Raw genomic sequence first — 17,931 nt, 5'->3', positions numbered from 1 at the left:
GGGTGCCGGCGCACGTCGAAGCGCTCGGGCGCGTCGAACACCGCCGCGTCGTGGTTCGCCGAGGCGTAGTAGAGCGCGAACTTCGTGCCCGCCTCGAAGCGGCGTTCGACGCCGTCGTCGCCGGTGAACGTCAGGTCCTCCAGGGCGAAGCGCTCGAAGAACTGCAGCGGCGTGTCGTAGCGCATCATCTCCTCCACCGCCCCGGGCAGCAGCGACCGGTCGTCGTGCAGCGCGGCGCGCGCGTCGGGATGCTCGAACAACGCCTTGACGCCGTTGCCGAGGACGTTCACGACCGCCTCGTGGCCGGCGTTGAGGAACAGGATCGCGTTGGCGACCATCTCGTCCTCGCTCAGGCGCTCGGGATCGTCCTCGCGGACCCCCACCATGCGGCTGATCAGGTCGTCGCCGGGCGCCTCCGCCTTGGCCGCCGCGAGGTGGCGGACGTACGCCGCGAAGTCGCGGGCGGCGTCGACCGCCTCGCGCTCCTGCTCGGGCGTGCGTTCGGGCTCGAACATCTGGATGATGCCCTTCGACCAGGGCAGAAGCCGGGTGCGGTCGGCCTCCGGCACGCCGAGCAACTCCGCGATGACGGTGACCGGGATCGGTTCGGCGAAGACCGTGATCAGGTCCGCGTCGCCGTCGGCGTCGATGCGGGCGGCGAGGGCGTCGGCCTGCCGCGCGGCGAGGCCCTCGATGCGTTCCCCGAGGGCGCGCACGTGCTTGGGCGTGAACACCTCGTGCACGGCGGTCTTGATGCGGGTGTGGTCGGGCGGTTCGATCTCCAGCAGCGAGCCGGCCTGAATGCGGTCGAACGGGGCGTGCTCGGGGTTCGCGGGGCGCTTCTCCACGCCGTCCATCACGCGCCCGAGGCGCTTGTCGCGCAGCAGCGCGTCGACGTCGCGGTAGCGCGTCACGACCCACGCGCCCCACGGGGCGTGGAAGTGCAGCGGGTCGCGTTCGCGCAGGGCGCGGTAGGTGGGGTAGGGGTCGTGCAGGAAGGCCGGGTCGTCGGGCCGGAAGGCAACGGCGTCGGGCATGCCGCATCCTACCGGTGCGGCGGGCTACACTGCCGGGCCGATGGCGGACCTGCTCGAGAGCCTCAACGACGAACAGCGCGCCGCGGCGGCGCACGCGCAGGGCCCCGCCCTGGTGCTGGCGGGGGCGGGGTCGGGCAAGACCCGCACGGTCGTCCACCGCATCGCGCACCTCATGGAGGCGCACGACGTCTACCCGCAACAGATCCTGGCGGTCACCTTCACGAACAAGGCGGCGGGCGAGCTGCGCGAACGCGTCGAGGCGCTCGTCGGGCCGCCCGCGCGGGACCTGTGGGTGTCGACGTTCCACGCCGCGGCGTTGCGGGTGTTGCGGGCGTACGGCGCCGCCATCCAGCTCGACCCGGGCTTCGCGATCTACGACGACGGCGACCAGTTGGACCTGCTGAAGGAGATCCAGAAGACGGTGGCGGGGCTCGGGGAGGCCAACCCGCGGACGTTGCGCGCGATCATCGACCGCGCGAAGTCGAACCTGTGGAGCCCCGCGCTGCTGGCGCAGGAGGGGGTCGAGGCGTACGGCGCGGCGATCCGCGGGATCGAGCTCGAGCAGATCGTCGAGGTCTACGAGCGCTACCAGGCGCGACTGCAACGCGCGAACGCGGTGGACTTCAACGACATCCTGGGGCGCACCGTGGAGCTGTTCACGCACCATCCCGACGTCCTCGACAAGGTGCAGGACCGGGCGGTGTTCGTGCACGTCGACGAGTACCAGGACACGAACGCCGCGCAGTACCGCCTCACCCACCAACTGGCGGAGAAGTACCGCAACGTCATGGTGGTCGGCGATCCCGACCAGGGGATCTACGCCTTCCGGGGGGCGGACATCCGCAACATCCTCGATTTCCAGCGCGACTACGAGGACGCCGCGACGTTCCGCCTGGAGCACAACTACCGCAGCATCCCCTCGGTGTTGCGGGTCGCGAACGCGTTGATCGAACCGAACACCGGGCGCCTCCCCAAGGCGTTGCGGCCGGTGAAGGCGGAGGGCGTCCCGGTGGCGCTGTACCGCGCGGCGGACCACCGCGCGGAGGCGGAGTTCGTCGCGCGCAGCGTCGAACGCCTCCTCGCCGAGGACGGCGGGGACCTGAACCGCTTCGCGGTGCTGTACCGCACGAACGCGCAGTCGCGGGCGCTGGAGGAGTCGCTGCGCCGCGCCGGACTGGAGGCGCGGATCGTGGGCGGCGTCGGCTTCTACGAGCGGCGCGAAGTGAAGGACGCCCTGTCCTACGCCCGGGCGGCGTTGAACCCGGCGGACGACGTGTCGTGGCGGCGCATCCTGAACCGGCCCAAGCGCGGGATCGGCGGCACGAGCGAAGGCAAGCTCGCCGGCTTCGCCGCGCGCCAGGGGATCGCCTTCTCCGAGGCGGTCCGGCGGCACGAGGAGGTGCTGGGGGGCACCGCGGCGGAGAAGAAGGTGGCGGGGTTCCAGGCGTTGATGCGGGACCTGGCGGAGGCGGCGGAGACGCTGCCCGCCGGCCAGTTCGTCGCGCACATGCTGGACGCCAGCGGGATGGTCGCCGCGCTGCGGCAGGAGGCGGGCGTCGAGGCGCAGGGGCGGCTGGAGAACCTCGGGGAGCTCGCGAGCGCCGTCGAGGAGTGGGAGGCGCAGGAGGGCGGGACGATCCAGGAGTTCCTGGACGAGGCGGCGTTGATGGCGTCGGTCGACGACCGCGCGGTCGCCGCGGTGAACGACGGCGACGCGCCCGACGACGCGGTGACGCTCATGACGCTGCACAACGCCAAGGGCCTGGAGTTCCCGGTCGTGTTCCTGGTCGGGCTCGAGGAGGGGTTGCTCCCGCACCGGGGCGCCACCACGAGCCTGCAGGAGGTCGAGGAGGAACGGCGCCTGGCGTACGTCGGCGTCACCCGCGCGCAGGAGCGGTTGTTCCTGGTGCACTGCGACACCCGCATGACGTTCGGGCGAACCGAACCGGCGCGCCCGTCGCGGTTCCTGGAGGACGTCCCGCGCGACGACCTGGAGGAGATCGACGCGTTCGGGCAGCCGCTCGCGAAGCCGGGCCGGACGCCGCTGCGCCCGAAGGTGACGTGGGGCGCGACGCAGACGAAGGTGGAGACGCCCGGGGGCGAGGTGCGGACGTACCGCGGCGGGGAGAAGGTGCGCCACCCGAAGTACGGGGTCGGGACGATCGTCGGCGTGTCCGGCGAGGGCCCCAAGGCGCAGTTGACGGTCGTCTTCGACGGCGCGGGCGCGAAGAAGCTGTTGGCGAAGTTCGCGAACCTCCAGGACGCCTGAGGGGCGGCCGCAGCGGCCGCCACGCGGGATCCCCCCGGTTCGGGGGTGCCGCATGCGCGTGGTACGCTCGTTGCGCAGCATGGGGCGTGCGCGGACCGCGTCGCGCCGAGGGAGGACACCGAGTGGACGCAAAAGCGATCGTCGTGACGTCCGGCAAAGGGGGCGTCGGCAAGACCACCACCACCGCCAACGTCGGGGCGGCCCTCGCGAAGGCGGGGGAGAAGGTCGTGGTGATCGACACCGACGTCGGCCTCCGCAACCTGGACGTGGTGATGGGCCTCGAGGGTCGCGTCGTGTACGACCTGATCGACGTCTTCGAGGGCGAATGCAAACTCAAGCAGGCGTTGATCCGCGACAAGCGGGTGGACAACCTGCACCTGGTCGCCGCCTCGCAGACGAAGGACAAGAGCGCCCTGAGCGAGGAGCGCATGCAGGAGACCGTCCGCCTGCTGATCGAGGAGGAGGGCTTCGATCGGGTGTTGATCGACTCCCCCGCCGGCATCGAGTCCGGCTTCCAGACCGCGGCGAGCGCCGCGGGCGGTGCGCTGGTGGTCGTCAACCCCGAGGTGTCGAGCGTCCGGGACGCCGACCGCATCATCGGCCTGCTGGAGGCGCGCGGGGTGGACGAGGTCCGCTTGATCATCAACCGCCTGCGTCCGGAGATGGTGCAGCGGGGGGACATGCTGGAGGTCGACGACGTCCTCGAGATCCTCGGCGTGAAACTGATCGGCATCGTGCCCGAGGACGAACGCATCCTCGTGTCGACGAACCTCGGGAGTCCCGCCAGCCTCGACGAGGGGAACCAGGCGGGCAACGAGTTCCGCAACGTCGCGCGCCGCATCGCCGGCGAGGAGATCCCCTACGCCGCCCTGGAGCAGGGCTCCGGCGGCTTCCTCGGGGGGCTCCGGCGCCTGTTCGGAGGTCGTTGATGTTCCGCCTGTTCGGGGGCCGCAAGAAGAGCAAGGACCAGGTGAAGGAACGCCTGAAGATGGTGCTGTCCTACGACCGCGCGAAGTTGACGCCGGGACGCATGGAGGACCTGAAGGCGGAACTCATGGAGGTCCTGTCGAAGTACTTCCCGACCGAAGAGACCGGCTACGACGTCACGCTCGAACAGCAGGGCGACCGGATGGTGATGACCGCGAACCTCCCCCTGGAGGGGTGAGGGCGGACGTGGACGCCCCCGCGGGAGGCCGCCCCGGCGCGGACCCGGCCGGTGGGTCGGGCGACGCGCCCGTGCAGCTCCTGGTCGCGGCGCCCTCGCACGAGCACGACCTCCTCGACGTGCTGTTGAGCACCGAAGCGTTCGCGCTCACGTTCACCGCGAGCGCGGAGGCCGCCCTCGCGCACCTGAAGGACGCGACGCCGGACGCGGTCCTCGTCGCGTTGGACCTGCCCGACCTGCCCGGCGACGAGGTGGTGCGGCGCCTGCGGGAGGTGCCCCGCCTGGAGCGGGTGGCGGTGGTGCTGTACGGCGACGGGGACGGCGCGGCGGGCCTGTCCCCCGACGCGCACGCCCGCGCCGACGCGGTCGGCGCCGACCTGCTCCTCCCCCGCCCCCTGGCCGGGAAGGGCCTCGCGGCGCGCCTGCACGCCCAGCGTGGGGGGACGGCGCAGCCGACCCCGCGCGGCCGGGGCGAGGGCGGCGGGGGGCGGCCGCCCGACGCCCCCGCCGGCGACGGGCCCGACCCCCTCCCCGACGACCCCGAGGCGTGGGCGCGCGCGCTGCGCGCCGCGCGCGCCCGCGAGGCGGAGCTGCGGGCCCGCATCGCGGAGCTCGAGCGGCGCAACGCGGCGCTGCTCGACGCGCTCGACGCGCAGGAGCAGGCCGACGATCCGCCGCGCGGCCCGCGCCTCGGGCGGCGCGGCCGCACCTGACGCGCGGGGCGTCGTTCGGTCGGGCTGGGGTACGGGCTGGGGGGTCGGCGTCAGGAGCCGTCGGTCGTGCCGGCCGCCTCGACCGCGATCGGGGCGCCTACGCCCTCGTGGGTGGGCGGGCCCGCCGGCCGGCGTTGGACCGGCCCCCGACCGACGTCGGTGGGGGCGGGGCGCGGCCCGCGGGTGCTGTGCAGGTGCTGCAGCGACCAGGTGTGGATGGCGGCGATCACGTCGCGCAGGCCCTCCCCGGCGGGGGTGAGGGCGTACGTGGCGCGGGCCGCGCCCTCTTCGCCGCCGTGGCGGGTGACGAGACCGACGTCCTGCAGCGCCACGAGGCGTTGACGCAGCGTGGTGGGGTTGCAGCCGCCGACGTCGCGCCCCAGTTCGTTGAAGCCGCGCGGCCCGTCGAGCAGCGCGTGCACGATGTGCAGCACCCACTTCTCCTGCAGCACGCAGATGGCGCGCTGCGTCGGGTGGGACGGGTCGGCGGAGGGGCAACGCGTCGGCACGAACGAAACGTATCACCCGCCCCACCGGCCCGGGGACGTCCGGCCTACACGGCGTTCCCTCCCGCCGGCCAGGGGGCGTGCGGCCCGGACCGCGGCGGGCGCGGTGGTATCCTTACCGGACGGAATGCGACCTGCGGGTCCGTCGCGCACCGCGCGACGCAGGAAAGGGGCGCCATGAAGATCTACCAGACGATCGGCCGCAACATCGACGTCACCGACGCCATGCGGACGTACGCCGAGGACAAACTCCAGAAGCTCGACAAGTTCTCCGACCAGATCGTGGACGCGAAGGTCGTCATGTCCTACAACGACCGGGTCGGTGGCCAGCCGGCGAAGGTCGAGGTCCAGATCAACGTCGCGAACGCCGTCGTCCGCGCCGAGGAGCGCGCCGTGGACCACTACGCCGCGGTCGACGTGGTGGTCGACAAGCTCGAACGGCAACTCAAGAAGGTCAAGGGCCGCCAGGAGGCGAAGCGCGACGACGCCAAGCCGGTCGAACCCCCACCCCCCGCCCCGGTCGAAGGGGAGGACGAGGAGGACCCCCCGCGCATCGTGCGCACCAAACGCCACGTCCTGCGCCCCATGGCGCCCGAGGACGCCGCGATGGAGATGGAGGCCCTCGGGCACGACTTCTACGTCTTCCGCAACCTCGACACCGACGCGGTGTCGGTGCTCTACCTGCGCGACGACGGGCACTACGGCGTCATCGAACCGGCCTGACGCCCGCCGTCCGCCCCCCTCACGCCGCCCGGGCGCGCCGCGCCCGGGCGGCGTCGTAGATCGCCCGCTCGCCCGCGAGGACCGCCTCGAGCTGGGCGCGGACGGCGGGATCCAGGGGCGTCCGTCGGGGGGTCCGGTTCGCGACCGGCGCGAGGGCGATCTCGGCCCGCAGCGACGCGCGCGCGACGCGGTCGACGGGGCGGCGCCACGCCCGGGACGGGAGGCCCCGCCGTGCGAGCCACGTCTCGAAGCGGGCGGCGTCCGCCTCGAACGTCTCGGTGAAGCCGACGAAATCGACGTCCTCGATGCCGGTCGCTCCGAGGTAGCCCGCCACCTCCCCCTGCAGCATCTCGGCCAGCGCGACGGGGTCGGCGCCGGCGTCGAGGAAGGCGTCGTGCGTCGGGTTGCCGTGACGGCGGCGGCCGGCCCAGTAGGCGGCGTAGGAGGCCACCCGGTCGACCGGGTCGCGCAACCACACCATCGTCGCGGCGTCCGGGAACGCCGTCCGGAGCGCATCGAGGGGGACGTGCCCGTGCACCGCAGCCAACGCCCCGCGGGCGTCGCGGGCCCGGAGCGCGGGCCAGCGGTCGGCGAAGGCGCCCTCGGCGCGGTAGTCGCCGTACAAGTACGCGACACCGCCGCCGAAGGGCGGCACCAGGAGGCGGCGGACGGCGTTGCCGGCCGCCTTGGGGACGTGGACGGAGACGAGGTCCACGTCCCCTACCCCGCGCTCCGGCGGCGGCGCGCGAGGGCGGCGACCGCGAGCCCGAAGGCGAACCCGCCGACGTGCGCCCACCAGGCGACGCCCGGGGCGGCGACGTCGCGCACCGCCAGCGTGCCGGACGCCTGCCAGCCCTGCACGACCGCCCACCAACCGACGTACCCCCAGGCGGGGAGCCACCAGAGGTAGAAGTGCGGGGGGCGACCGACGAGCCGCAGGGCCCACCAGAGCGGCGCGAGCACGAACACGTACGCCTGGACGCCGCTCCGCGGGAACCACACGACGTAGGCGGCCAGGAGCGCCCCGATGGCGCCCGAGGCGCCCACCAGCGGTCGCCACCCCGACGGCTCGAACGCCGCATGCACGCCGGCCGCCACGACCGCGCCGGCGAGGTAGAACGCCAGGTAGCGGCCGTGCCCGAGGCGCACCTCGACGTCGTCCCCGAACACCGCGAGGAAGAACAGGTTGCCGGCGAGATGCAGCGGGTCGGCGTGCAGGAAGGCGTGCAGCAGCAGGCTGGGGGCGAAGCCGATGGGGTCGGCGAGGAAGCGTTGCGGGACGAACGCGCCGACCTCCATCAGGGTCAGGGCCGGTCCCGCCCCGAGCAGGCGGATCTGCACGAGGAACGCCGCGACGTTGAGGAGGATCAGGAGGCGCGTGACGGGGGCGGGCCCGGGGGCGGGGTTGCGGTCGCGGACGGGGAGCACGGCTCAGCGGAGGGCGGCGGTCTCGAGCGGCGGGCGGTGCTTGACGATCACGCCGCCCGGCACCCGCCCGGCCACGACCGCGCCGGCGTAGATGCGGCTGCCGGCCCCCACGATCGCGCCGGGCCCGAGCACGGCGTTGCAGCCGACCGCGACGCGGTCGCCCAGGATCGCCCCGAACTTGCGGAGGCCGGTATCGACGCCGTCGACGGCGACGTTCCCCCCGTCGTGCTTGAGGTTGGCGATCTTGACGCCCGCCCCGAGGTTCACGTCGCGCCCGAGGACGGCGTCCCCGACGTACGCGAAGTGCGGCGCCTTCGCGCCGGGCAGCAGCAGGGATCGCTTGACCTCGCTGGCGTGCCCCACGTTCGTACCCGCCCCGAGCATCGCGCCGCCGCGCACGACGGCGGCGTGCCCGACGCGGGCGCCGGGCCCGATCCAGGCGGGCCCCTGCACCCAGGCGTACGGGCCGATCTCCGCGTCGGGGTGGATCGCGACGTCGCCCTCGAGGAGGGCGGTGGGGTGCACCCGCGCGCGGGTCGCGTCGGCGCCCGGCTCCGCCGCCCCCGCCGCGAGGTCGGCCGCGATGCGGTCCGCGAGGACGGCGTCGAGGCCCGCGAGGAGGGTCCAGGGGGCGTCGTCGTCGACGCCGGCCGCCTCGAACGGGGCGCGCAGCGCCGCGTCGAGGGCGTCCAGGTCGAACCAGGCGTCGAACGGGGGCATGCGCGGAGCATACCGCCCGCCGGTGGCGGCACGCGGGCGGCACGCGGGCGGCGGGTGGGGGATAGACTCCGTCCGTGCTGCACGTCGTGGTGAACCCCGTCGCGGGGCGCGGGCGCGCCCGGGCCGCCTGGCCGAAGGTCCGGGCCGGTCTCGAGGCGGCCGGCGTCGCGTTCGAGGTGCACGTCACGACCGGCCCGCACCACGCGACGCGGTTGGCGGCCGCGACGCCGGACGGCGCGACGGTCGTCGCGGTCGGCGGGGACGGCACCGCGCACGAGGTGGCGCGCGGCCTGCTGGGCAGCGACCGCATGCTAGGGCTCGTCCCGGTCGGGTCGGGCGACGACGTCGCGCACGCGCTGGGGCTGCCGCGGGGCGATGCGGACGCCGCCCTGCGGGCGTTGCTGCACGGCCGGACGCGGACGATCGACACGGGGGTCTGCAACGGCGAGCCGTTCCTGAACGCGCTCGGGGTCGGCCTCGATGCGGAGGTCGGCCGCCTGGTGCACCGGGCCCCCCGCCCGCTCCGGGGCGTGGGCGCCTACCTGTGGGCGGTCGCGGTGGCGCTACGCCGCCACGACGTCGGCCGCATGCGCGTCGGGATCGTGGACGGGGCCGGGGGGACCGAGCGGACGGTGCACGACGGTCCGGCGCTCCTGGTGAGCACCCAGAACGGCCCGAGGACCGGGGGGTCGTTCCGCTTCGCGCCGATGGCGGCGGTGGACGACGGGCGTCTGGACCTGATCGTCGCGGGCGACCTCACGCGGCGCGGAACCCTGGCGCTCCTCCCGCGTGCGATGGCAGGACGGCACCTGCACCACCCGAGGGTCGCGCACCACGCCGTCCATCGCGTGCGGATCGACGCCGCGACGCCGCGCACGTGGCACGCGGACGGCGAGGCCTTCCCGCCGGCGACGTCGTTCGCCATCGAGGTGCGGCCCGCCAGCCTGCGCGTGCGGGCCCCCTGACGCCCCCGGGCCCTCTCCACGCAAAGCGCGCGCCCCGCCGAAGCGGGGCGCGCGTGCTCGTCGGCCCGAAGGCCGGGACGGGGGAGGTCGTTAGAACGCGACGTCGTAGGCGACGCTGAAGACCTGCGCCGTCACGTCGTTCTCGTCGACGTCGGTGTCCGGGTCGTTCGTGTACTGACCGAAGCCGAACATGAGGTCGTAGTAGTTCCACTCGACCTCGAAGCCGGCAACGCTGCCGGTGGTGTCGCCGTTGTCGACGATGCCCTCGGAGAGGTTCTCGGCGAGGTCGGTGGTGTTGACGTCGTAGTACACGTTCGTGCCGGTGTACGAGCCGTAGCGGGCCGCCATCGAGGAGTTCGGGAAGAGGAACTCGCCGAGGTTCAGGCCGACGCTCCACTGGAGCTCACTGGCGTCGTACTCGCGGGTCGACACTTGGGTCGACTGCATGTAGTTGACGGCCGCCTCGAGGCTCGGCGCCAGGAGGACGTCGAGCGGCTCGGTGACGAGGCCGGTGCCGGCCGTGATCGTCTGCGAGTCGTTCACGTCGCCGTCGGCGTCGACGGCCTCGAAGCTCGCGTACGGGGTCACGGTCGCGCCCGCGACGTCCAGCGTGTAGTCCGCGCTGGCGTCGATGACGGTTTCCGAGAGCTCCTCGGTGCCGTCCTCGTAGCCCATCGTGTAGTTGGCCGCGAGGTTCAGGTCGGCGATGAGGGCGTCGGACGCGGCACCGTCGTGGGCGATGCCCGCGGTGATCTCCGTCGCGTACTCCTTCCCGTCGGGGTCGGCGGCGCCACCGAGGTCGGCGACCGTCGTCTCGTCGACGTCGACCGTGGTGTACCCGGCGCTGGCGGAGAAGCCGGCGAACAGGTCGGCGGAGGCGTCGGCGCCCCAGGCCTGCACGAGGTTGTCGGCGTCGTCGGTGAGGTCGTAGTCGTAGCGATCGAACCAGCCACCCACGCTCAGCATGGCGACGCCGGCCGAACCTTCGACCAGGAAGCCCTGCTGGTTCTCCGCGTACGGGAACTCGTCCGCGTCGACGAGGGTGTTGTCGGCGTTCACGACGCCGGTCCAGCCCGCGTCGATGTCGCGGAAGTTGCCGCCGACCGTGAGGCCGCCGAGGACGTCGACCGTGGTCGAGGCGTCGACGAACAGCACGTCGATGGCGTCTTCGCCTTCGACCGAGGTGCTGGCGTTCGCGTACTCGCCCGAGACCGAGAGGCCGAGGGTGCCGAGATCGAAGTCGCCGGCGCCGTCGAGACCGAAGATGGTCGTCGAATCGTCGGTGTCGTCCGGCTGGTTGCCGTCGGTCGTGTCGGTCTGGTGGCGGACGAAGCTGAAGCCACCGGTCAGGCCCTCGATGGCCGAGAGCTGGCCGCGGACGCCCATCGTTTCGTTGGCGGTCTCGAGGGTCGCGTCGTCGTCGTCGGTCGTGATGTACGCGACGTCGAGCGACGGGTCGAGGAACGCCAGCGCGTCGGGCGCGCCGAGGGCGGCGGTGAAGCCGACGTCCTCGCGCTCGAGCGTGTAGGGCGTGAAGCTACCGGTGACGGCGCGACCGTAGTTGAAGGTCAACGGCGCGGCGCCGATGCCGTCGTACGTGAAGGTGACGTCGTCGACCACGAGGTTGCCGGCGTCGATGCCGAGCGCACCCTCGTCGACCCCTTCGCCCGACTCGTCGAGCGCGATGGTCACGACGGCGTCGAAGCTGTTGAGGCCGCGGTCGGCGCTGGCGCCGCCGAGCGTGTAGCTGGCCTCGAGCGACAGTTCGCTCGTGAAGTCGCTGCCGTAGCTGATGTCGCCACGGTCCTGCGCGTACTCGCCGGGCTCGTCCACTTCGTCTTCGTCGCCGGCCGGGTTCGCTTCGGAATCCGTGCCGGTGCTGAAGTACGACTCGCCCATGTCGCGGTCCATGCCCACGCCGTAGGCGCGGTCGATGTCGAACGGCGTCAGGGTGTCGTCGCGATCGCTGTTGCGGCCGACGTAGTACTCGAGGGCGATGGAGCCGCTCAAGCCGAGCGGGTTCGTCTCGAGGTCCGCGACGCGGCTCTCGAGCGCGCCGATGCCGGCGGTCTGCTCTTCGAGCGCGGTCACGCGATCGCCGAGGGCGACCTGGTTACGACGCAGCAGGATCGCGAACTCGCGGATGCTCGCCATGTCGTCGGAGACGGACTCCTCGAGGGCGTCAATCTCGTTGGCGTTCGCATCCGTCGCGACGCGCGCGGCGGAGACCTGGTTCTGGACGTCCTGCAGGGCGTCGCCGTCCATGCCGCTCATCATCGCGGCGTCGACGTCGTCGGACAGGCCGGCGATGGTGCTTTCGGCGGCGGACAGGCGCGCGTCCATGGTCGCCATGTCGGCGTCGATGACGCCGAGCATGCGGCTCATGACGAGCGACGCCTGGTAGCGGGTGAAGGCTTCGTTCCCGCGGAACGTTCCGTCGGGGAAGCCGATGACGATGTTCAGCTCGGCGATCTGCTCGACGGCATCTTCGGCCCAGTGCCCGCTCGGAACGTCCGGGAAGCTCTGCGCGAAGGCGCCGCCGGCCAGCGTCGCCGCGGCCAGCAATGCAATGAGTTTCTTCATGGTGATACCTCTCAACCGTTGGAGTGTCGTGCACGACGGCGAGGATCCCCATCGGGGGCGTGCGGCGAGTGTCCGTGTTTCCTCCACCGCGCTCCTCCATTGTCGGGGCGTGCCCGTCCGTCGTGGTTCGTGCGCCCCCTGCGAAGCCGAGTCGAGAGTTGCACCTCCTTTCGTGCGACTCCGCGGGCAGACGAAACCAGCCGCAATGATGGCACGGACCGGGGGGCCCGGTCAACCGCGTGAGCGCCCGATGAGCCCCGTCCAGGAGCGCGCACGGCGCCCGCGAGGGGAGAATGTGAAGAACCCGACGTGAGGCGCTCTCATGCGGACCGCGGCGGCCCGCCCCGGCGACGTTCCCCGGTCGCGCCCCGCGGGAGGGTAGGCTCCAGGGTCATGGAGCGCCCCTCGGTCCCCGCCGCCGACGCCCTGCTGGGCGAACGACTCGACGTCCTCGACCACGGCTTCGTGCGGCTCGTGGACTACCTCGGCGGGGACGCCCGCATCGTGCAGTCCGCCCGCGTCAGCTACGGCGACGGGACGAAGACCGTCCGCGAGGACGCCGCCCTGATCGATTACCTGCTGCGGCACGCCCACACCAGCCCCTTCGAGCAGGTGGTGCTCACGTTCCACCTGAAGATGCCGATCTTCGTCGCGCGGCAGTGGATGCGGCACCGCACCGCCCGCGCCAACGAGATCAGCGGGCGCTACTCGGTGCTGCCGGGCGAGTTCTACCTGCCGGACCCCGAGCAGGTGCGCCCGCAATCGACGCGCAACAAGCAGGGGCGCGGCGACGAAGCGGTCCCCGAGGCCCTCCAGGAGCGGGTCCTGGCGCTCCTGCAGGCCGGCCAAGCGAGCGCCTACGAGGAGTACGAGACGATCCTGGACGAGGGCCTCGCCCGGGAGCTGGCGCGCATCCACCTGCCGGTCTCGCTGTACACCGAGCTCTACTGGCAGATCGACCTGCACAACCTGATGCACTTCCTCCGGCTCCGGCTCGACGACCACGCGCAGTACGAGATCCGCGCGTACGGCGAGGCGCTCGCGACGTGCGCGAAGGCGGTCGCGCCGCTCGCCTACGCGGCGTTCGAGGAGCACGTCCTGCACGGGCGGCGCCTGTCGCGCAGCGAGCTCGACGTCGTGCGCACCGCGCTCGACGAGGCCGCGCTGCGCGACGCCCTGCGCGAGAGCGGCCTGCGCCGCAGCCGCCGCAACGAACTCCTGAGCAAGCTGGGGTTGGACCCCGAACCCCCGAAACGCGCCGCCGACGCCGACGCCGCGGCGCCCGACCCGACCCGCGCCGACCCCGGCTGAGCGTGCGCTACCGGGTGGTGAGCGTCGGCGTCCCGGCGCGCGGCTTCGCGCGCGACGCCCTCGCGCACTACGAGGCCCGACTCGCCAAACTCGCCGGGGTCGAGGTCCGGTCGGTGAAGGCGGCGCGGGGCGGTGCCGGCCGTACCGGCGGTGCGGGCGACGCGGGGCGCGCGCGGGAGGCGGACGCCCTGCGCGCGCAGGCGGACGGCTACGTCGTGGCGCTCGACGAGCGCGGCGAACGCTTCACCAGCGAGGCGCTCGCGCGCCGAATCGCCGACCTCGAGGTGCGGGGGACGTCGCGGCTGACGCTGTGGATCGGGGGGGCGGACGGCCTCGATCCGCGCCTCGTGGCGGACGCCGACGCGACGTGGCGCCTGTCGGACCTCACGCTGCCGCACGAGCTCGCCGCGGTCGTGGCGCTCGAGCAGCTCTACCGGGTCGAAACCATCCGGGCCGGCCACCCCTACCACCGGGGGTGACGGACGGCCGCGGTTTGTCTGCGGTCGGGCCGCCGTCAGGCGGCCGTGGGGTCCGCCCGGTGGGCGCGGACGTCGAGCGCCGCCCACACCCCGAACAGGTGCACCGCGGCGGTCTCCAGCGCGTCGAGGGGCGGCTCGACCGGCGCGAGCGCCTGCCACGCCAGCCGGTCGGCGCCCAGCACGAGGCGGGCCTCGGGGAGGTGCGGATCGCGCAGGAGGGTGCGCAGGGCGGCGCGGACGCCCGCGGCGGCGTCGTGCCCCAGCCAGGCGGCGACGCGGCGCGCGTCGCGGGCGACGACGCCCACCGCGGCGTCGAAGGCGGGGTCGTCGGTCGCGACCGACGTCGCGCCGGCCCGGCCCGCCTCCAGGCGAGCGAGAAGCGGATGGTCGTTCGGGAACGCGCGGAGCGCGACGTCGTCCGGCCAGGGGGGCGCCACCGGCGCGGCCGGCGTACCCCCGACGGGCGGCGTCCCGCGGAGGTGTAGGACGGGGCGGGGGACCGGGCCGCCGCGCCCGTGCGGGTCGGGCCGAAGCGCGTCGAAGGCGACGAGCCACGGCCCGCGCGTGCGCGGGAGGTGGTGCGGCGCGGCGACGCGACCGACGTCCTCGGGAACCTCCGCCTCGAGCGCCGCGAGGGCGTCCTCCGCGAGGGGGGCCGCCTCGAGGCGGGCGGCGAGCGCCGCCCAGGCGTCGGTCCGCGGGTCGGCGGCGGGCGCGGCGGCGCGACGGAACCACACGTTAGGCGTCCGGGATCACAGATCGAAGCCGAACATGCGCATCTGCTTCTTGCCGTCGTCGCTCATCTTGTCGGTGCTCCAGGGCGGCGACCAGACGAACTCGACGTTCACCCGGCGGACCCCCTCCACCTTCATGGCGGCGAGTTCCGCGTCCGCCTGGATCATGTCCTGCACGGGGCACCCCATGCTGGTGAGGGTCATGTCGATGTCGACGGCGCCGTCGTCGTCGATCTCCACGTCGTAGATCAGACCCAGGTCGACGACGTTGACGGGGATCTCGGGGTCGCGCACGACCTTCAGCGCCTCGAGGATCTCCGCTTTCGTCGCCTCCTTGTCGAGGATGGCAGGGGAATCGCTCATGGCGGCAACCTAGCAGGGCTTGCGCCGCTCAGGCGTCGCCCCCACCACCGCGCGCCCCCCGCCGCCCCTCGGGGGGGTCGGCGGCGTCGTCGCCGGGCGGGAGGGCGCCCTGCGCGTAGATGCGCCGCAAGGCGTCCTCCGCCTCGCCGACGTCGGCGGCGAGCTCGTCGCGGACCGTGACGACGCGCTCCTCGAGCGCCGCGATGCGGCGCGCCTCGCGCCCGTCGGTTTCCGCGAGGGCCGCCTTGAGGTTCGCCTCCGCCGTCCCGACCCGCTGGTCGATGCGGTTCTCGAGCGAGGTGCCCCACGCCTTCACCGCGTCGCGGACCTCGGCGATCTCGTCGCGCTGGCGGTCGTCGAGCCGGGCACGGGTCCGCTCCAGCTGCTTCTCGAGGTGGCGGATCTCGCGCAGTTGGCCGGCGCGGTCGAACAACGCCGCCAGGAAGAACACGAGGGCGAGGCCGGCGGTGACGGCGAGCAGCACCAGGCCGACGGGGACGTCGGTGCGCAGCGCGACGAGGTCGACGGGCAGCGGCGTCGTCAGGGTCGCCCAGTTCAGGGCGGCGAAGCCGGCGAGCGCCAGAAGGAGGATCGTGAGGAGCAGGCCGCGGGCCTTCATGGCCGCATCCTACCCGGAGGTGCCGGCCGGCCTGGGGGGCGCGCCACGCCTCACCAGTCGGCGTAGCGGTCGCGGTGCACGACGAACGCCAGGCCGAGCGCGACGAGGGTCGTCAGGAGGCTCGTGCCGCCGTACGACACCAGCGGCAGCGTGATGCCGGTGACCGGCGCGAGGCCCAGGGTCACGCCGACGTTCACGACGACCTGGAAGCCGACCAGGGTCAGGACGCCCACGATGACGAACTGGTCGCGCTCGTAGATGCATTCGCTGGCCATCGCCACCAACCGCCAGAACAACAGGCCGTAGAGGGTCAACAGCAGGACCGCGGCGAGGAAGCCGCCCTCCTCGGCGAGGACGGGGAAGATGAAGTCGGTGTGGCGGTAGGGAATGAAGCCGAGTTGGCTCTGCGTGCCCTCGCCCCACCCCTTCCCCGTCAGGCCGCCGGACCCGATGGCGATGGTGGACTGGATCACCTGGTAGCCCGAGCCCTGCGGGTCGGCGGCGGGGTCGAGGAACGACACGAGGCGGGTGCGTTGGTGCGGCTCGAGGTTGGGCCAGACGACGCTCGGCAGGGCGACCGTGAAGAGCAGCGCGGCGGCGGCGACGTGCCGCCAGGGCAGGCCCCGCACCAGCAGCATCGTGCCCCCCACCGCGGCGATGACGAGCGCCCCCCCGAGGTCCGGTTCGGTGAGGACCAACGCCGTGGGGGGCCCGATCAGCGCGAGGGGACGGAGGTAGCCGCGGGGGCCCTGCACCGGCCGGTCGTGCAGCGCGCCGGCGAGGGCGAGGATCAGCGCGAGCTTCGCGAACTCCGAGGGTTGGAAGCCGGGCAACGGCCCGAGGTACAGCCACGACTGGGCGCCGTTGACGGTCGTGCCGGCGACCTGGACGAGCAGGAGCAGGGCGATCGAGGTGCCGTACAGGTACGGCGCGGCCCGCACGAGGCGGCGCTTGCCGAGCGCGACGACGACGGCGACGGCGACCGCCGCGACGCCGAGGAACACCAGCTGTCGCAGGAACTCGTCGCCGGGCGCCGCGCTGCGTAGCGTCCCGAGCCCGACCCCGAGGAGGGCGAGGACGACGACGGGGAAGCCGGGGTCGGCGCGAACCACGCGTCCAGGGTACCCGGAAGCGGGGTCACGGTCGCGGCGCCGGGGGCCGTGCGAGCCTCACGGCATGAGGTTCGGTCCGCTTCCCACGTTCCTCGTCGTCGCGGCGGCGACGCTGCTCGCGGCGGCCCACGGCGAACGCTTCACGGGGACGCTCACGCCGGCGTCGACGGTGCGCTACGACGCGTCGGCGGGGGCGGAGACCTGGCAGGGCGTGGCGCCTGCGACGCTGACCCGCCTCGCGTTCGACGACGGCGACCTGCGGACCCTCCGCCTGCAGGTCGAGGTGGCGCCCGCCGACTTCGACAGCGGCAACCGGTTTCGCGACACGAACGCGCGGCGCGTGACGTTCGAGACCGACGCGCACCCGGTCGCGACGTTCACCGCGACCGGCGTCGCCCCCACCGAAGCCGGAGGCGACCTCGCGCTGCCCGCCGGCGCGGCGCGCACCGTGACGCTGCGCGGCACGCTGGCGCTGCACGGCGAGCGCCGCGACGTCGAGGTCCCGGTCCGCCTCGGTCGGGACGGCGACGTCGTCGACGTCACCGGGGCGTTCACGACGCGGCTGAGCGACTACGGCATGACGGCGCCGTCGTTCCTCTGGCGCCGCGTCGACGACGCCGTGCGCGTCACGCTGGACCTGCAGGTACGCCTGACGCCGCGCGGCGACGACTGAAGCCCGCCCGCCCGGCGTCGAGCAGCAGCGCGGCGAGCGCGACGAGCAACAGGGGGGTCCGCAGGTCGGTCGCCCGCCGGGGGTCGGCCCCCTCGGCCGGGGCGGCCTCGCCCCCCTCCCCGGGCGGCGCCTGCGGGCCCGGGAGGCGCGTGACCGGTTCGGCGAGGAGCGACGCGACGCGGACGGTGCCGCCCGGCGCGCGGTAGCGGCCGGGGCGGTCGGCCACCGCGACGTCGGCCCCGTCGCGGGTGGTGCCGGGCGGGAGCGCCGCCCCGAGCGGGATCCGTCCGCCGCGGCGGGCGGCGTCGGCGAGGTTGGCCGCCAGCACCGGGAACGCGACGCGGCGCGCGAGGTCGCCGGCGGCGGGGTCGAACGCCGCCCGCCAGACCGGGGGGCCGCCCCCTTCGCGCCGCTCGAGGAGGGGACGGCGGGCGTCGCCGTCCGCGGCCCAGACGAGCGGTCGCCAGGCCTCCGCATCGGGCGCGTCGGGCCCGGCCGCCGCGCGGGGGACGGCGTCGACGACGACGTCGG

General features: G+C 73.8%; 20 protein-coding genes. 9 read left to right on the top strand and 11 right to left on the bottom strand.

Going from position 1 to position 17,931, the window contains the following annotated elements; genetic code table 11:
- Positions 1 to 1,037: cytochrome P450 (locus tag RI554_05765; GenBank protein MDR9391518.1), on the bottom strand; the 1,037-nt coding region annotated here is incomplete at its 3' end.
- 40 nt (positions 1,038 to 1,077) lie between these two features.
- Here RI554_05765 and RI554_05760 point away from each other — a divergent pair.
- The 4 genes from RI554_05760 (at position 1,078) to RI554_05745 (ending at position 5,184) form a co-directional block, all read left to right on the top strand.
- Positions 1,078 to 3,306: a UvrD-helicase domain-containing protein gene (locus RI554_05760; GenBank protein ID MDR9391517.1), complete on the top strand. Its 2,229-nt coding sequence runs from the start codon at positions 1,078 to 1,080 to the stop codon at positions 3,304 to 3,306.
- Positions 3,307 to 3,428: 122 nt separating this feature from the next.
- Positions 3,429 to 4,235: a septum site-determining protein MinD gene (gene minD / locus RI554_05755; GenBank protein ID MDR9391516.1), complete on the top strand. Its 807-nt coding sequence runs from the start codon at positions 3,429 to 3,431 to the stop codon at positions 4,233 to 4,235.
- Positions 4,235 to 4,471 (top strand): cell division topological specificity factor MinE, encoded by a 237-nt coding sequence (minE, locus tag RI554_05750; protein MDR9391515.1) that lies wholly within the window; start codon positions 4,235 to 4,237, stop codon positions 4,469 to 4,471. Before minD ends, minE begins: the two co-directional genes overlap by 1 nt.
- An 8-nt stretch (positions 4,472 to 4,479) precedes the next feature.
- Positions 4,480 to 5,184 carry a response regulator gene (locus RI554_05745; protein MDR9391514.1) on the top strand — a complete coding sequence of 235 codons (705 nt, stop codon included), beginning with the start codon at positions 4,480 to 4,482 and terminating at the stop codon, positions 5,182 to 5,184.
- A 50-nt stretch (positions 5,185 to 5,234) separates the two neighbouring features.
- On the opposite strand, the gene RI554_05740 is transcribed toward RI554_05745, so the two are convergent.
- On the bottom strand, positions 5,235 to 5,693 hold the full coding sequence (locus RI554_05740) for a helix-turn-helix domain-containing protein (GenBank protein MDR9391513.1): 459 nt from the start codon (positions 5,691 to 5,693) through the stop codon (positions 5,235 to 5,237).
- A 174-nt stretch (positions 5,694 to 5,867) separates the two neighbouring features.
- Here RI554_05740 and raiA point away from each other — a divergent pair, with 174 nt between their 5' ends.
- Positions 5,868 to 6,413, top strand: coding sequence for a ribosome-associated translation inhibitor RaiA (raiA, locus tag RI554_05735; protein MDR9391512.1), 546 nt, complete (start codon positions 5,868 to 5,870; stop codon positions 6,411 to 6,413).
- A gap of 19 nt (positions 6,414 to 6,432) precedes the next feature.
- Here the strand turns inward: raiA and RI554_05730 are convergent, their stop codons facing one another.
- The 3 genes from RI554_05730 to RI554_05720 are packed head-to-tail and all read right to left on the bottom strand — an operon-like array spanning position 6,433 to position 8,561.
- Positions 6,433 to 7,128, bottom strand: coding sequence for a hypothetical protein (locus RI554_05730; protein MDR9391511.1), 696 nt, complete (start codon positions 7,126 to 7,128; stop codon positions 6,433 to 6,435).
- Between the two features lie 5 nt (positions 7,129 to 7,133).
- A complete protein-coding gene (locus RI554_05725; GenBank protein ID MDR9391510.1) occupies positions 7,134 to 7,841 on the bottom strand; it encodes a rhomboid family intramembrane serine protease in 708 nt (235 codons plus the stop codon).
- A 3-nt stretch (positions 7,842 to 7,844) separates the two neighbouring features.
- Complete coding sequence (locus tag RI554_05720; GenBank protein MDR9391509.1) at positions 7,845 to 8,561, bottom strand: hypothetical protein; 717 nt, start codon at positions 8,559 to 8,561, stop codon at positions 7,845 to 7,847.
- 74 nt (positions 8,562 to 8,635) lie between these two features.
- Between RI554_05720 and RI554_05715 the strand changes: the two genes are divergently transcribed.
- Positions 8,636 to 9,526: a diacylglycerol kinase family lipid kinase gene (locus tag RI554_05715; GenBank protein MDR9391508.1), complete on the top strand. Its 891-nt coding sequence runs from the start codon at positions 8,636 to 8,638 to the stop codon at positions 9,524 to 9,526.
- 90 nt (positions 9,527 to 9,616) lie between these two features.
- On the opposite strand, the gene RI554_05710 is transcribed toward RI554_05715, so the two are convergent.
- The gene (locus RI554_05710) at positions 9,617 to 12,109 is read right to left on the bottom strand and encodes an S-layer homology domain-containing protein (protein MDR9391507.1); all 2,493 of its coding nucleotides are present in this window, start codon (positions 12,107 to 12,109) and stop codon (positions 9,617 to 9,619) included.
- A gap of 393 nt (positions 12,110 to 12,502) precedes the next feature.
- Between RI554_05710 and thyX the strand changes: the two genes are divergently transcribed.
- The gene (gene thyX / locus RI554_05705) at positions 12,503 to 13,420 is read left to right on the top strand and encodes an FAD-dependent thymidylate synthase (protein MDR9391506.1); all 918 of its coding nucleotides are present in this window, start codon (positions 12,503 to 12,505) and stop codon (positions 13,418 to 13,420) included.
- Between the two features lie 17 nt (positions 13,421 to 13,437).
- Positions 13,438 to 13,899, top strand: coding sequence for a 23S rRNA (pseudouridine(1915)-N(3))-methyltransferase RlmH (locus RI554_05700; protein ID MDR9391505.1), 462 nt, complete (start codon positions 13,438 to 13,440; stop codon positions 13,897 to 13,899).
- 35 nt (positions 13,900 to 13,934) lie between these two features.
- Here RI554_05700 and RI554_05695 read toward each other — a convergent pair whose 3' ends face one another.
- Genes RI554_05695 through rodA form a run of 4 tightly spaced genes read right to left on the bottom strand, consistent with a single transcriptional unit; the run spans position 13,935 to position 16,727 of the window.
- A complete protein-coding gene (locus RI554_05695; protein ID MDR9391504.1) occupies positions 13,935 to 14,636 on the bottom strand; it encodes a hypothetical protein in 702 nt (233 codons plus the stop codon).
- 15 nt (positions 14,637 to 14,651) lie between these two features.
- On the bottom strand, positions 14,652 to 14,996 hold the full coding sequence (locus tag RI554_05690) for an iron-sulfur cluster assembly protein (protein MDR9391503.1): 345 nt from the start codon (positions 14,994 to 14,996) through the stop codon (positions 14,652 to 14,654).
- Between the two features lie 28 nt (positions 14,997 to 15,024).
- Positions 15,025 to 15,615, bottom strand: a complete 591-nt coding sequence (locus RI554_05685; protein ID MDR9391502.1) for a LapA family protein — start codon at positions 15,613 to 15,615, stop codon at positions 15,025 to 15,027.
- 50 nt (positions 15,616 to 15,665) lie between these two features.
- Positions 15,666 to 16,727 (bottom strand): rod shape-determining protein RodA, encoded by a 1,062-nt coding sequence (gene rodA, locus RI554_05680; protein MDR9391501.1) that lies wholly within the window; start codon positions 16,725 to 16,727, stop codon positions 15,666 to 15,668.
- A 64-nt stretch (positions 16,728 to 16,791) separates the two neighbouring features.
- Here rodA and RI554_05675 point away from each other — a divergent pair, with 64 nt between their 5' ends.
- Positions 16,792 to 17,400: a YceI family protein gene (locus RI554_05675; GenBank protein MDR9391500.1), complete on the top strand. Its 609-nt coding sequence runs from the start codon at positions 16,792 to 16,794 to the stop codon at positions 17,398 to 17,400.
- On the opposite strand, the gene RI554_05670 is transcribed toward RI554_05675, so the two are convergent.
- Positions 17,354 to 17,931 (bottom strand): hypothetical protein (locus tag RI554_05670; protein ID MDR9391499.1); only part of this gene is annotated, 578 nt, incomplete at its 5' end. The two genes, RI554_05675 and RI554_05670, sit on opposite strands and share 47 nt — an antisense overlap.

It is taken from the genome of Trueperaceae bacterium, assembly GCA_031581195.1.
In the GTDB taxonomy this organism is placed as follows: Bacteria; Deinococcota; Deinococci; order Deinococcales; family Trueperaceae; genus SLSQ01.
The sequence above is the reverse complement of the archived record's forward strand: the minus strand, read 5'-3'. Positions and strand labels throughout refer to the sequence as shown.

What these genes read in the sequence shown, in the direction of transcription:
- RI554_05760 (MDR9391517.1), top strand. Translation starts at nt 1,078, where the DNA reads ATGGCGGACCTGCTCGAGAGCCTCAACGACGAACAGCGCGCCGCGGCG.
- minE (MDR9391515.1), top strand. Translation starts at nt 4,235, where the DNA reads ATGTTCCGCCTGTTCGGGGGCCGCAAGAAGAGCAAGGACCAGGTGAAG.
- raiA (MDR9391512.1), top strand. Translation starts at nt 5,868, where the DNA reads ATGAAGATCTACCAGACGATCGGCCGCAACATCGACGTCACCGACGCC.
- RI554_05720 (MDR9391509.1), bottom strand. Translation starts at nt 8,561, where the DNA reads ATGCCCCCGTTCGACGCCTGGTTCGACCTGGACGCCCTCGACGCGGCG.
- RI554_05710 (MDR9391507.1), bottom strand. Translation starts at nt 12,109, where the DNA reads ATGAAGAAACTCATTGCATTGCTGGCCGCGGCGACGCTGGCCGGCGGC.
- thyX (MDR9391506.1), top strand. Translation starts at nt 12,503, where the DNA reads ATGGAGCGCCCCTCGGTCCCCGCCGCCGACGCCCTGCTGGGCGAACGA.
- RI554_05690 (MDR9391503.1), bottom strand. Translation starts at nt 14,996, where the DNA reads ATGAGCGATTCCCCTGCCATCCTCGACAAGGAGGCGACGAAAGCGGAG.
- RI554_05685 (MDR9391502.1), bottom strand. Translation starts at nt 15,615, where the DNA reads ATGAAGGCCCGCGGCCTGCTCCTCACGATCCTCCTTCTGGCGCTCGCC.
- RI554_05675 (MDR9391500.1), top strand. Translation starts at nt 16,792, where the DNA reads ATGAGGTTCGGTCCGCTTCCCACGTTCCTCGTCGTCGCGGCGGCGACG.